Annotated in this window: 19 protein-coding genes; 5 read left to right on the forward strand and 14 right to left on the reverse strand. The window is 37.5% G+C overall.

What is annotated here, in order from left to right:
* From J2S17_RS08680 to J2S17_RS08700, 5 genes are all read left to right on the forward strand, one after another.
* The gene (locus J2S17_RS08680) at positions 1 to 372 is read left to right on the forward strand and encodes a YhjD family protein (RefSeq protein ID WP_307473878.1); all 372 of its coding nucleotides are present in this window, start codon (positions 1 to 3) and stop codon (positions 370 to 372) included.
* A 32-nt stretch (positions 373 to 404) separates the two neighbouring features.
* Entirely contained in the window at positions 405 to 590 is a 186-nt protein-coding gene (locus J2S17_RS08685) for a hypothetical protein (RefSeq protein ID WP_307473879.1), read from the forward strand.
* A gap of 93 nt (positions 591 to 683) precedes the next feature.
* A complete protein-coding gene (gene sinI, locus J2S17_RS08690) occupies positions 684 to 797 on the forward strand; it encodes a DNA-binding anti-repressor SinI (RefSeq protein WP_307474222.1) in 114 nt (37 codons plus the stop codon).
* A gap of 22 nt (positions 798 to 819) precedes the next feature.
* Positions 820 to 1,521 (forward strand): hypothetical protein, encoded by a 702-nt coding sequence (locus J2S17_RS08695; RefSeq protein ID WP_307473880.1) that lies wholly within the window; start codon positions 820 to 822, stop codon positions 1,519 to 1,521.
* 260 nt (positions 1,522 to 1,781) lie between these two features.
* Entirely contained in the window at positions 1,782 to 2,159 is a 378-nt protein-coding gene (locus J2S17_RS08700; protein ID WP_307473881.1) for an HTH domain-containing protein, read from the forward strand.
* Between the two features lie 39 nt (positions 2,160 to 2,198).
* Here the strand turns inward: J2S17_RS08700 and J2S17_RS08705 are convergent, their stop codons facing one another.
* From J2S17_RS08705 to J2S17_RS08770, 14 genes are all read right to left on the reverse strand, one after another.
* Positions 2,199 to 2,885 carry an N-acetylmuramoyl-L-alanine amidase family protein gene (locus tag J2S17_RS08705; RefSeq protein ID WP_307473882.1) on the reverse strand — a complete coding sequence of 229 codons (687 nt, stop codon included), beginning with the start codon at positions 2,883 to 2,885 and terminating at the stop codon, positions 2,199 to 2,201.
* A 122-nt stretch (positions 2,886 to 3,007) separates the two neighbouring features.
* Complete coding sequence (locus tag J2S17_RS08710) at positions 3,008 to 3,277, reverse strand: phage holin (RefSeq protein WP_307473883.1); 270 nt, start codon at positions 3,275 to 3,277, stop codon at positions 3,008 to 3,010.
* A gap of 5 nt (positions 3,278 to 3,282) precedes the next feature.
* A complete protein-coding gene (locus tag J2S17_RS08715; protein ID WP_307473885.1) occupies positions 3,283 to 3,555 on the reverse strand; it encodes a hemolysin XhlA family protein in 273 nt (90 codons plus the stop codon).
* A 36-nt stretch (positions 3,556 to 3,591) separates the two neighbouring features.
* Positions 3,592 to 3,735, reverse strand: a complete 144-nt coding sequence (locus J2S17_RS08720) for an XkdX family protein (RefSeq protein ID WP_307473887.1) — start codon at positions 3,733 to 3,735, stop codon at positions 3,592 to 3,594.
* 12 nt (positions 3,736 to 3,747) lie between these two features.
* On the reverse strand, positions 3,748 to 4,164 hold the full coding sequence (locus J2S17_RS08725; RefSeq protein WP_307473889.1) for an XkdW family protein: 417 nt from the start codon (positions 4,162 to 4,164) through the stop codon (positions 3,748 to 3,750).
* Positions 4,148 to 5,986 (reverse strand): XkdV family phage structural protein, encoded by a 1,839-nt coding sequence (locus J2S17_RS08730; RefSeq protein WP_307473890.1) that lies wholly within the window; start codon positions 5,984 to 5,986, stop codon positions 4,148 to 4,150. Before J2S17_RS08730 ends, J2S17_RS08725 begins: the two co-directional genes overlap by 17 nt.
* Position 5,987: 1 nt before the next feature.
* Positions 5,988 to 6,269: a ketopantoate hydroxymethyltransferase gene (locus tag J2S17_RS08735; protein ID WP_307473892.1), complete on the reverse strand. Its 282-nt coding sequence runs from the start codon at positions 6,267 to 6,269 to the stop codon at positions 5,988 to 5,990.
* A complete protein-coding gene (locus J2S17_RS08740; protein WP_307473894.1) occupies positions 6,266 to 6,853 on the reverse strand; it encodes a putative phage tail protein in 588 nt (195 codons plus the stop codon). The genes J2S17_RS08735 and J2S17_RS08740 overlap by 4 nt, the downstream gene beginning before the upstream one ends.
* Positions 6,846 to 7,925 carry a baseplate J/gp47 family protein gene (locus J2S17_RS08745; RefSeq protein WP_307473896.1) on the reverse strand — a complete coding sequence of 360 codons (1,080 nt, stop codon included), beginning with the start codon at positions 7,923 to 7,925 and terminating at the stop codon, positions 6,846 to 6,848. The genes J2S17_RS08740 and J2S17_RS08745 overlap by 8 nt, the downstream gene beginning before the upstream one ends.
* Positions 7,918 to 8,331 carry a DUF2634 domain-containing protein gene (locus J2S17_RS08750; RefSeq protein ID WP_307473897.1) on the reverse strand — a complete coding sequence of 138 codons (414 nt, stop codon included), beginning with the start codon at positions 8,329 to 8,331 and terminating at the stop codon, positions 7,918 to 7,920. The genes J2S17_RS08745 and J2S17_RS08750 overlap by 8 nt, the downstream gene beginning before the upstream one ends.
* Positions 8,331 to 8,579: a DUF2577 domain-containing protein gene (locus J2S17_RS08755; RefSeq protein ID WP_307473899.1), complete on the reverse strand. Its 249-nt coding sequence runs from the start codon at positions 8,577 to 8,579 to the stop codon at positions 8,331 to 8,333. Before J2S17_RS08755 ends, J2S17_RS08750 begins: the two co-directional genes overlap by 1 nt.
* A 7-nt stretch (positions 8,580 to 8,586) precedes the next feature.
* Positions 8,587 to 9,546: an XkdQ/YqbQ family protein gene (locus J2S17_RS08760; RefSeq protein WP_307473901.1), complete on the reverse strand. Its 960-nt coding sequence runs from the start codon at positions 9,544 to 9,546 to the stop codon at positions 8,587 to 8,589.
* Between the two features lie 15 nt (positions 9,547 to 9,561).
* Positions 9,562 to 10,218 (reverse strand): LysM peptidoglycan-binding domain-containing protein, encoded by a 657-nt coding sequence (locus tag J2S17_RS08765; RefSeq protein WP_307473903.1) that lies wholly within the window; start codon positions 10,216 to 10,218, stop codon positions 9,562 to 9,564.
* Complete coding sequence (locus tag J2S17_RS08770) at positions 10,218 to 12,758, reverse strand: tape measure protein (protein ID WP_307473904.1); 2,541 nt, start codon at positions 12,756 to 12,758, stop codon at positions 10,218 to 10,220. The genes J2S17_RS08765 and J2S17_RS08770 overlap by 1 nt, the downstream gene beginning before the upstream one ends.
* Between the last annotated feature and the right edge of the window lie 27 nt (positions 12,759 to 12,785).

Below are 12,785 nucleotides of genomic sequence, written 5' to 3' on the forward strand. Positions count from 1 at the left end.
ATGACTAGGATACCGGAAAATGATCGTGATCTTATTGAACAGGCCATATACTTACCCATGATAGTCATCATTCTTGAACGTGATTTGCAGATAATTGAAAAGGCACCATTTAAGATTAACCGTCCTTATCTAACTCTTGTGGAAAATACACTGAAGAAGGTGCAACGGGACCTAAAAGAAGTAAGAGACAAAATGAGGAAAGGTAATATGAAGGTTCATCAAATTAGCCATGATGACACTTTTACGATGTTTTCATTCCTATATAAGGGATATGAAGAACAACATAATTATTTCAATCCACGACTTAGAAATAAGTGTGAGGAATTATTAGATTTTTACCTAAACAAAAAGGACTTTAGAACTATAACGTAGTAATATTATAGTTAGAAAGGAGGTAATCATAAGTGAAATACGAGCCTTTGGGCTTTATTGAAAGTGGTGTTACTTACCATATCTGTGCAGATAAAAAAACAGTAACTGTAACTGCCAAAATAGGGGCAGTTGTAATCAAGTGCACAGGAGTGACATTTAAGGAAACAATTGCAGAAGCAAAAAGATTAATTAATAATGAACTTCATTCTAAAATTTAGACTCCTCTCTTTTGAGAAGGGTTATTTTTTTTATGTCAAAGAAGGACAAATGACCTACATGAAGAATTTTAATAATAAGGGGCGTGGTGAATTATAAAGCTTGATAATGAGTGGGTTGAGTTGATTATTGAAGCAAAGTGTTTTGGTATTACTATAAATGAAATTAAGTTGTTTTTTAAAATGAATTCACAAAATAAACATAGATAAAAATTGAAAAGGAGTAAAACTTATGAAATTTATTTATCCATGCAAGGAGTGTGTCACTACCGAGAATTATAGTATGAATTCTATAGATATGAATGATACAGGAGATTATACTTTTGAATGTAACTATGGTCATACATCAAATTTAACAATTTATGATGAGAAGTTTTCTATTCTATATGATATGGGAGCACTCGCTTTATTTGACGGATATTATAGAGAAGCAGTTTCAAGTTTTGCTGCATCATTAGAAAGGTTTTATGAATTTTTTATTAAAGTACTCATAGATAAAAATGATGTTCCCTTTGCTGAGTATGAAAAAACGTGGAAATTAGTTTCTAAACAATCCGAAAGACAGATAGGCGCTTTTTATTTTTTATACGTAACAGAATTCACAAAAGCTCCGCCTAAAATCCCTAATCAAGAAGTTGAATTCAGAAATAAAGTCATCCATAAAGGGTATATACCTAGCAAGAAGGAAGCATATTCCTATGCTAAGTTTATTTTTGAATATATAAAAGAACTTATGCTACTTTTAGTTGACCATCAAAAAAACATTCTTAATGTAGTTTTTCAAAAGAATTCTGGAAAGGGTAAAAACTTTGTAGAAAATGAATTTATTTCATACCTTTTACCAGTTAATTTATCTAAGTCGCAACTCTCAAAGAGAAAGTTTGATGAATCAATTGATGAATTTAAATATAATAAAGGTCTCTACGAAAAATAACCGAAGCCCCTCAAATGAAGGGCTTCTTTAATTCTTTTACTTTACGCAAATTGCAAATTTGATATGTATCATAATAAAACTATTTAGGTTTTTTCATATTACACTTATTCTTTTGGATAGAAAAACTCTATTAGAGAAAATATAATGTTATCCCCAAAATACAAATAACCTTTATCCCATATTATGAATTATTTGAAATTACCCGTTAATATCAACTTAATTACCTATTATTTGTAAATAGTATATTAGGAGGATGAAAATTGGAAAGTATAAAATTAGAAGATAATATAGAGGTATTAAAAAATATTTATAAAATGTCAGATGATTTATTGGATTCAATTATTGGTACTAAAAAAGATAGCAACGAATACTATGAATCAATTGAAATCTCTACTCTATTAACCCACATGGATAGTATAGATGAAACTGAACGATTATATTTTATAATTGATTCTTTGCATAATAACTTAGGATTAAGCTATGAGACTTTGGCTATTTACAGTAAAGTAAGTACCCAAAAATTTAAAGATTTTTTAAATGACCCAAACAAATTAAATGAGAATGAAAAGTTTACCCTAGCCGTTAGAATTATGCTACTTCATTTTATTTTCAAAGAAAAGTATTTAATTGATAATTAATTTTAAGCCCCTCTCAATTGAGAAGGGCTTTATTTTCAATTATAGTACTCTTAATACTTGTCCAACACGAATTGTATAGTTAGCATCCAACCCATTCCAGTTACGGATTTGTTGAATCGTGCTGCCATATCTGCGTGATAATGCATAGCCTGTATCACCAGAAACTACAGTATGGTAAACTGCTCCACCAGATGGCGTTAAATTAAATGCTCGGACTAAGCCGTTCACATGACCTTGAGCAATAGCTTGAATAAAGGATGACTGTTTCAACTTGTTTGCATCGGCTACAGTATCAATAAATCCATTCTCTGTTAAAAGAGCTGGCATTCTTGTCTCTCTTAGAACATGGAAATTAGCTTGCTTTTTACCGCGATCACGGAAATCAACTACTTTCAAAATTTCTTCATGAATAAGGTTCTGATAAGTGGTTGTTGGTGCGCCTAAACCAGGATAAATATAATCTTCATACCCTGTACCGCCGCCAGCATTGATGTGAATGGAGAGAAAGAAGTCCGCTCCCCAAGAGTTAGCATCATTCGTTCTTTGTGCAAGTGATAGAGTTTGATCTCCTGTGCGACTCATACGAACATCAGCATTACTATAATTTCTTAATAAATCTCTTACTCTTGTAGCAATCTGTAAGGTTAATGCTTTCTCCTGTAAACCATTACCTACTGCACCTGGATCAGTACCGCCATGACCTGGATCAATATAAATTTTTACCATAATAAAACCTCTCCTTTATCATTGTTTTTTGTGATTTATATAGATAAGCTTTTATGAACAAACGAGTCTACATTGAAAACACCCCCTTTAGAGCAATAGAAAAGGCCGCCCTTGTGGACAGCCTATTTTTTAAGGAATTCATATTGTCTTGCTAAGTTACTATCCTGAATACCTCTTGTTGTTGGGTCATTTACCGCATTCCAAACGCTAATAATCACCAATAAAACAACATAGGGATTTGAAAAAGCGTCAATCAATAAACTGAACAAAGACGCCCAAGTTGTTATGTCCTGCGCTGTTATTCCAAAATAACCAAGAATCGGAATAATAAAGGACAGAAGTAGCTGCCCAATAAATACCGGGTTTTTAAATCGTATTTTCCAGTTAATCATATTAATCACCCTCCAATTTTAATTGCTGCATAAAAAATGGCCACAGCTCCACCGATTAACGCAGCAATAAGCGCGTTTGTAATCGATCGCCGTAACCATTTAGTATCATCTTTAATCTCTGATAAAGTAACTTTTATATATTTGATATCTCTTTCGTGCTCATCAGTTCTTTTGGTCAATTGTTCAATTTTTTCATCTTGTTTCTTTTCGTGTTTTTTAATTTCTTCAATATCACTCTGGATTTTCTGCTGCCAAATATCCAAGTTATTTACCTCCATGCCCTTGCCCTCCTCTATAACAAAGACCCAGTAAGGTTATGCTGCCGGGTCATAGTCCACGGCTGTAATTTGTTTGTATTGTTCCTTTGTAATCCAGGAAGCTATAACAAATATTCTTACGTCGTCCTTAGTGTAAAATCCCTCATCATAGTATCCTTTAATAGGTTTAAACCAGTCCATTATATACCCCTCCTACACTAGATTATTTTGCGCTAAGATTAATAAAATTGAAGCGTTCTGCTCTTTTATACTTTGCAACTCTATTTCTTTTTGAGCGCCATTCACTATTAAAAAAGCGTTCTGCTCTTTTAGTTTTTGTAACTCTATTTCCTTTTCCGCATTGATTTTTAGAACAGAAGCTAGCTGTAGTTTCACAGCCAGCAATTCCTCTGCTGGCGTCAAAGGGTCTTTTGGTGGATTATCCAATACTTCTTCCCACGCTGTTTGAATATCTTCCAAAGTAGGTAAGGGAACGTCGTTATAATCCCAATGTGCTATTGACTGTCTACCTTCAACATCTGCTGTAATAACATAATCTACGTTAGGGACTGCATCTGGATATAACCTTCTTATGGCTGCGTCAAAGTTCATATTAGAAGAAACTGTCATAATCTTTACCCCCTAGTTCGGTGACAATAAAATAGTTAAATCTAGAGTCATGATAACGCAAAGCAAATTCATCCCATTGAGAAGTTTGCCCAACGTATACGTAAAGTTCCACGTAATCCCCGGCTTTTAGATTAAGCACTACTGACCCGCTAACAATCTGTTCAAAGTTGTATGTTGTCGAAGGTGTTTCTGCTCTGTTTCTTACATTTCCAATGACAGCTTTTTCACTGTCATTTACATATAACTTCAATTCGAAGTTTTGATAGACATATGGTGACTCAAAAAATGCACTAGCATTGAATAGATATAGCCCATCATATCTAGCTGTATATCTCATATTGGATACATTATAATCATTACCTGAGTCACATAATTCCCGGGAAAAGTTAAGTTTATTATTTGCTCCTTTTGTTAACGCTTGTCTTGTACCTGTTGATGGTGTAGTTGCTACAACATAGGATGAATTATTTAATTTTCGCCATCCTGTCCAAACATTATTATTAACATAATTTGTAAATAAATTATTTCTATGATCAGTTGCCCATACATATCCATAAGCTGGATTTACACCTGTAAGATGAATAAATCCTCTAAGTGTATCAGGAATATCAGGTACGTTAGAATGAGCATAAAATGTATGCATTCCTACACCTAAGTCTATAAGAGTAGGTAATAAACTTTGTGAAGAATTTGATAAACTAATTTTTGGGGTTCCATTAGTTAATGTTAATGGAGGCGTTTGAGCAAACTTATCAATAGCTTGTTTAGTTCTTTGAGCTGTCATTAGTACACTATTACTACTCCCAGCTTCTGCTTCTGCCTGACTAGCAGCTCCATAGTTTGGAACATTCCCTAAACCTACTTGATTTTTTGTAGTGTTATGCGGATTGTCATTCTTTTGCTCATGGGCGTTGACCTTCGATTGTGTCCCATCTACAGTCTCGATCTCTTTCCATCCTTTAAAAGCGCCATCAGAATGAACAAATCCTTTGAACATCCTTCCGTCATAGTTCCTAGTAACAACGAATTGTTTCATTTTCTCAGATAATGCAGCTGACTCCTCTGTTTCTGTTACATCAATATTGAACCAAGAAGAATCATTTGTTAATGGTCCGTTTGTTATCGCACTTCCCCCGGCATAATACTGGCCTGCTTCCAATGTTAAAATATCAAAAGCTGAAGAAAGCTTTGTTCGATAATTGTTATTTAAAGAAGTCCATTTTGACCATTTGCCATTATTTAAATTCCGATGATGGATTCTTGTTGAGCTAATACTCGTTCTTATAGCGATCTGAGTTTTATATGTGTTTGCGTGTTTAATGTGAATAATATAATACCAATTAGAACCTTCTGGGGCATTACCTAAATTTTGTCCTCGATAAAATCCAGATAAATCAAGTAAGTTTAAATCAGTGTCACGGATATCTTTAGCCACATCACCCACTCCAAAAGATTTCGCCCAATTGATGGCTGCCGTTTCAGCTGCTGTCGCTTTACTTTGTGCTCCTGAAGTTGTTTCATATTTATTATCTGCTTCTTGTTTAGTGTATGCACCAACTTGAGTCGCAGTTGTTTGATGAGGATTCCCTATATTATCCGCATGGCTATCAAATTCTGCCTTGCTCGCTTGTCTAATATTGGTCACATTGCCTAGACCTACTTGTTCAGCTGTAGTATTATGTGGGTTGTCTTTAAGATTAGCATGTGCATCAACCTTTTGCTGTGCTCCCGTTGGTGTTTCCTTGTCATTAATTTCTCTTCCTATATCGTTAAGATCATCTGGTTTAACAACCTCGCCATAGGTCCAATCTACTTTTGCCATTTTATCCCTCCTTAATCTCTATAGTTTGAATCATCAATTGATCAGTTGTAACGGGGATGTTCACATCATTTGAGCTGATTATTTTATTTTGGCTATCAACTAATTCAATCTTGGTAATAAGCGAAATATCAGAGGCAAAAACGATATAATTTAAAACCATTACGTTATCACTAACAGACTTTACCTCAAAATTAGAAATCGAAAAAGTACCGTTAAGTACTACTTTTGATACTCTCTGATCTGTATATTTTGCAATATCATTTTTAAATGATGCAGATATCATTTAATGATCATCTCCGTTCCAAGTGATCCAAAAGGCTTTTCGCCAAGCTTCCAGGTATCATCAAATTTATAATTCCAAGTAATTTCTCTTTTCGATATGTTTTCAACTAATTTAATGACATCCTTCAGGGCTGTTTGTTGCTGATAATACAAGTTTGCAGGGATTGTAGTTTTAACTGTGTACTCAACTTCCTTAAATACGGCAGCTTCGTCTATGGCAGCTATTACTGTTAATATAAAATTCACTGGATCTACTTCTACAGTAGTTCTACCCTTCCCGACAAGAAAGTCTAATCTCTGCTGTAAATATCGAATAGTAAAAGGTGGTTTCGTTTGGTATCTATTAAGGATACGCATTTTACGGAAATCAAGGGATTCTATGGTTGGGTCGGCTTGAATGCCTAACATTCTCTCGCGTCTTTCAACTGCCGCCTCACTAGAAGATAAAACGAACTGATCATCATAAACCTGTTCTAACGCCAGATCAAGCTTTTCAAGTTCAATTGTCTCCGTTATATCAAGTTCCATAAATTCTAATATTTGACGGTAAAAATCAGGAAGATGCTGCATAATTCTTTCAGCCATTTATGGTCACCGTCCCTAATATCGGTATTTCTTCATCTTCTAGGATTACGTTGTTAGACAAACCGTTTAGTTTTGTATCAAATACATCTTCAACCCCTTGTATGGTGACTATTCGAGCCTCTATTTGTGACATTCGAACAGTTAGAGTTTGATTGGTCCAGTCGTTTCTTAAATAGAGAAAATAGTCTTCGATTACTTTTTCAATCTCAGATTGCACCTGCCCTATAGTAGTGCCGGTTAATAAGACAATCACGGTCTCGACATTAATAGATTTACTTTGCACACCTGTTATAGTCACTTGATGCCCAATTGGGGCTATCCCAAGACCTACTCCTCCATTCACTTCTGGATCTACATTTGTTTGTACAGTGTTGATTAATTCTTTAGTTGGAGCACTGTAATCACTCGCTATGAAGGTACATTTAACAGTTCCACCACCCTGCCATACAGGGTAAACTTTCGTTCCGCCGACTCCATCAATAGCGTTTATTTTTCGTTTATAATCAGCAATATTTCCACCAAAAGCCGGTTCGTTTACGGTATCGTAATATCGTTGTCTTAGGTGTTCATCTGTTTCTTCGTCTGCACCTGGTACGATCACTTCACCTAGTTCAGCTCGTCCCAAACGCTCTATAGGTTCAACTGGAATTAAACCACCAAAATCTATATTTCCTACTTGCCCAGCAGTCTTTGCTATTACTCTATAATTCCCAGCGCTTACTTTATCACCGATCTCATAATTAATACTGTTTAATTGAAAAAGAGCACCCAACGGAACATCATCATGGGGATTACCATTTGCATCTGAGATTGTTGCTTTTCTAACAGCGTAGGTTGCAGGATCACGATTAACACCGAATTCACCAACACGCTTATCAAGATCCTCTCCATCCGCTGTGTAGGCAAATGTCCTTAACAAAAGCAAGTCCATGTACGTATATGTTTCTGCTAGCTCCATTGCTGCAGGGGCCAGAGCATCATAGATAATGGATCCTTCTCGTTTATCAACATCATCCGTTACTCGATCAAGCATATCCTGCAATACATTTTCAAAAGTTTTGTGTTCAAACAAACGGTATCCCCTCCCGTAGTACCTCTACATCTCCATAATTTGTGATGGCGGTAAACGTTACCATTACTTCATCTTTATTGAATTCGAGATTCATATTTTCTATGGCCGTAATTCGTTCATCTTGGAAAAGAGATTCTTCAATACGTCTTGGCAGTTCCGCGCGGGCAAACAGCTCTTCATAACCCATCATATTCTCAAAACCATAATCATCAGAGTAGATAAGGTGAGCAAAACGGACCGTCTGAAGGATCTTGAAAATAGCCTGCTCGATTGCTCTGCGTCCCCCCACCATCCCAGCGCATCTTCCTCTGATAAAATCAAGCTTATAGGTCAATGTTGGTAGGTCAGCTTCGTCTACAACCTCTAAATTCTCTGTGACGATTATGCCTCCTTCAGGTAACACCATTAGCTTTCCACCACCTTATCAAGTACTATAAATTGATTACCGCCTTGAACTCGTAAGAGAACCACTTTGTCACCATTCGATAAGTCTTTTACCTTATCAGTAACAACAAGAAACTCTTCAGTAAGTGTCAGTTTTTGATGTATCTCAATTTCAAAAGGCGAGGCCTTTATTACTTTTCCGAATAACACGTTAACAGGGTTGGTGGCGTCATTTGCCCCAATGGCTGCTTTTTTTACTATTTCCAACATACCCACCTTATATCACCTTCAATTTCAAACTCATAGTGTGCACACCTTCTGACCATTTGTGGCTGCACTCTTCGATGAGGAAATACTGTTTAATATCAATCTTTTGTAAATAAACATAAACAAAGCGGCCAGCTCTTGCTCTCCAGTTACCTAAACATTCTAAATCAAGTGTTTTCGTCTCTCGGTTTAAAAGCTTAATCATCTTATCTGCTAAATCTCTTATTTGGGCATCTGTCATATTCTCGTCTACTTTTCTAAACTTTTGTAATCTACCCCATTTGGCCATATTCTTTGAGTCTTGTACGATATATACCTCTCGTTTACTAGTCTTTTTGTTATCATGGACCAGTTTTACCCTGTTCGCTGTATCTTTATCGATAGATTTAGAGTAATCAAAATCAAAAAGCAGACTGTCTTCTCCTATATAGAAGTCGTCTGCTGGAATAGCGATATCGTATACATTTCTTAAAACCACGGAACCAAAATCATCATATATTATGAAGTTTTGGTTCGTGGCAATCAACGTAGAATCTAAATACTTGCACACCACATCAAAAGCGGATTTATCATCCTCAACAATGCCAGGAACCACATACCCTGTATTGACGAACGTTCCGACTTTCAATCCTAGATCAGTGGAAATTCTTTTTATCGCTTTTGTCGCTGTTGTGGCCGATATTACATAAGTGTCATTGTTATTGAGATATCGAAGCTGGTCGTATGCTTTAACTGTTACTTCGCTGTTTTTTGAATATTTACTTTCGAATACGTAGCCATAGAAAATCTTTTGTTTCCCGTCCATACACCGTAATACAGCACCGCTATTAATCGGGTATTTGGTTGGCTCTTCTAAGACAAGAGAACCTTCAAATGAACCTGCCTTCCCTATCCTTTCGGTTTTCCACTCAATCGAAGTAACAGGGATATCTAGGACCGTACCATTCCTATTGTCGATTAACACTTCCATGAAGACACCTCACTTTTACCAACTCGGCGGGATTTTTAATTTCAACCCTATTGGTAGCTTTCTATATTGACTAGGCTTAATTCCATTTAATTTAGCAAGTGCTGGATAGTTACTACCCTTGCCCGTATACTTTTGGGCTACTCTCCAAAGGCTATCACCTTTGATGAGGGTATATGTTTTTGGCGTTGACTTATTGTTTTGTCTAGAAGGCGCTGTTTTCTTTACTGCTTTTTGATTAGGAACAGCTACCTTTAGCTTCTTAGGACCAAAGTCTACGTATCTTTTTAAGGACAGGGTAAAGGTAACATCCTTACTTCCGTACTCCTCACTGTATTCAAATGATTCGATAGTGACTAATTCATTAATAGCGAAAGAACCGTTGACATAGATATACCTCACAGGTAGTTTATCCTTTTGCCAACGATTCAGTTTATCTATATAAAATTTTGGTTGTTTATACTCCGTTACAAGAAAATGATATTTTTGACCAGGAAAAAAGGAAGCCAATTCAAACACTGTTAATTCAACGTCCTTGGGAATGTTTACACTGCCAAGTTTAGCAATCTTAAATTCTTCTCCGTCTCCGTCCCTAGATACATTCACTTTTTCAGGGTTAACTGGAAGACGGAACCCATCAGAATCATTTGTTACACTTAAATAGATTCCGTGCATCACTTATACACCCCTTTAGCACTGTTTTCCATTTCATCCTCGAGCATTTTTTCAATCTTGCGTACGATCTTATTGATATCTGACTCTTCGCGGACTGTAAGATCACCGAATGTGACCTGAGGCGTCAACGTGACGAAGTTCTGAATGGAACGGATATCCGCTAAATCCCTTAGTATTTTCAAGTCTTCTTCAGCTATATTAATTTCATTATCAATCTTTCCAATTGAATCAAGTTTACCACCTGTCGGGTTATTGCCTTTTCCTTTCCCTCCTGCAGCACCTGGAGCTGTTTTCCCTCCACCGCCAAGGTTTGGATCAAAACCTGCAGTAGGAACTTCACCTGCATTGAGTAAGTTTTCTTGATTTTTTCCGCTGAATACTCCTGTCACTTTGTCAACTGCGTTGGATAATTTATCTGAAGCTTTTAACGACATATTAGATCCTACATTGTAGCCTTTGTCGAAAGCAGCACCTGTATTGGCATAATCTAATCTTCCGAAAGAAACCTTCTCAGGAGCATTCGGAAGATTTACGCTGCTCATATATTCACCGGCAGTATTCATCCTTCCGAGGTTTGCAGTTGCTGCCTTCGTTGGTGCTTCCAAGCTGTTTTTAAAGCTATCGATTGCGGAAGATGCTTTATTGCTTATTTTCAAGTCAACGCTTCCGATGGCGCTAATATTTACACCTGGTATATTATTGACCATACCTATGAGGCTGTTCAGTTTGCCTGCTGCAGCACTTACTAAACTGGAGATTGCGCTGAGAGCGCTATTTATGATTCCCTCAACCCCTCTTGCAATTGCGGCTGCAACGGTAAGTGCAAATTTCTGTAAATGGTAAAAGAACATCTGCACGGAATAAGTCGCATTATTCCAAGTATCTATGAAGAACTCTGCCACGGATAACGCCTTGTTTCCTATGCCATCAAGAACCATTCGTACGAATAGATTAAAACCAATCCAAGCCAATTGGGCCATAAAAACAGCTTGGTTCCAAATATTCACGAACCATTCAGCAACCACGATACCGAAATTACCGATACCCATAAGAACGTTATAAAAGACAGCACCTAGCCAGTAAATAGAGCCAACAATCCACCCAATCACTACGGCTGTTTGTTCCCCCCAGGCTACCATTGCATAGATAACTAGCGCTATTACCGCCACAATCCCCAGTAAAACCCAACCAATGGGGTTAGCAAGATAAGCTGCGTTAACTGCCCATTGAGCCGTAGCCCAGACTAATGTAGCCAATCGGATGAGTCCGAGAACTGCGTACTTAATCAATAAAATAGAAATAATTGTTCCTAAAACTGCTGCCAAAGCGGTAAGTATGGGAGCAATCCAAGACCAATTATCAGCAAAAATTCCTGCTATCCACAAAGCTGATTGACCAACCCAAAACAATAGAGTAGCAAGGAAAGTTAATGAAGCGCCAATTCCTGAGAAAACCCCATCAAATCGACCCTCACTAAACGTTTTATTGAACATATTCAATAGAGGGATAAAAGCAGCTACTGCTGGGCCAATGTATACAGGTACTTTCTTGAATCCATCAGTAACTACACCGACGGCATTTGTTAAAGGCTCCATGAAATCTTTCATCATGGCAGCTCCTGCATTCCTTCTCGCTGAGTTCATGGAGTCGATTGCTCCTCGCCATGTCCCTTTCACGCCCTCCATTAAACCACCGAATTTATCATTCATACCTTCAACAAGGGTAGAAATGGCTTGTCCTGCGCCGATGGCTCCTGAAGATATTTGCTTTCTTATCTCGTCTCCTGTTGTACCAGAAGCCGCTGCCAACATTTCAATAGAATTCACACCGTATGAACTGAGTCGATTTACCTCCATCATCGTTAGCTTTCCTTGAGACTGTATCTGGCCAAAAATATCTGCCATGTTCTGCATTTCTGCATTACCGCCACCAATACCTGCAACCGCATCGCCGATTGCTTGCATGATCGGGAAGGTGTTTTGCGCTTCAATACCAAAAGCGATCAAGTTCCTACTGGATTCAAGCAGATCGGGGTAAGCAAAGGGAGTCTTTAAAGCAAAAGCATACATATCATCCATGTATTGTTTCGCTTTTTCCGCGTCCCCTAAAAAAGTTGTAAATGCTACTTCAGACGATTGCCGGAAAGCGTGGAAGTCAACACCACGGGAGAACATATCCGAAAGCATATTTTTGGCTGCATTGAAAACTTGATATGCCCCAATGGCCGCTAACAAGCCACCGGCATAATCCTTGATAACAGAAAGACCGTCACCAAGAGAATGATTAAACCTTTCCTGTTGGCGTGCTGCTGCCTCTGTCCCCCTCCCCGCTGATGCCATTGAACTCCGTAGGCGCTCCAAGTCTGCCGAAGCACTTGAAATGTTCCGCCTTGCGTTTGCCAGGCTTCTTTGGTCCAATCGCTGGGTAGAGGAGTCCATCTGCTCCATGACTCGGATAGTGCTGTCCATTGCCCTCATTATTTTTGTAAGCGGCCCTGTCAACCTGTCCTGTAGCGAAAGGGTTGTTTGTGCTCCTGACATATGTTCTTACCTGCCTTTCTTACACAA

This window comes from Cytobacillus purgationiresistens (genome assembly GCF_030813235.1).
Taxonomy (GTDB): domain Bacteria; phylum Bacillota; class Bacilli; order Bacillales; family Cytobacillaceae; genus Cytobacillus; species Cytobacillus purgationiresistens.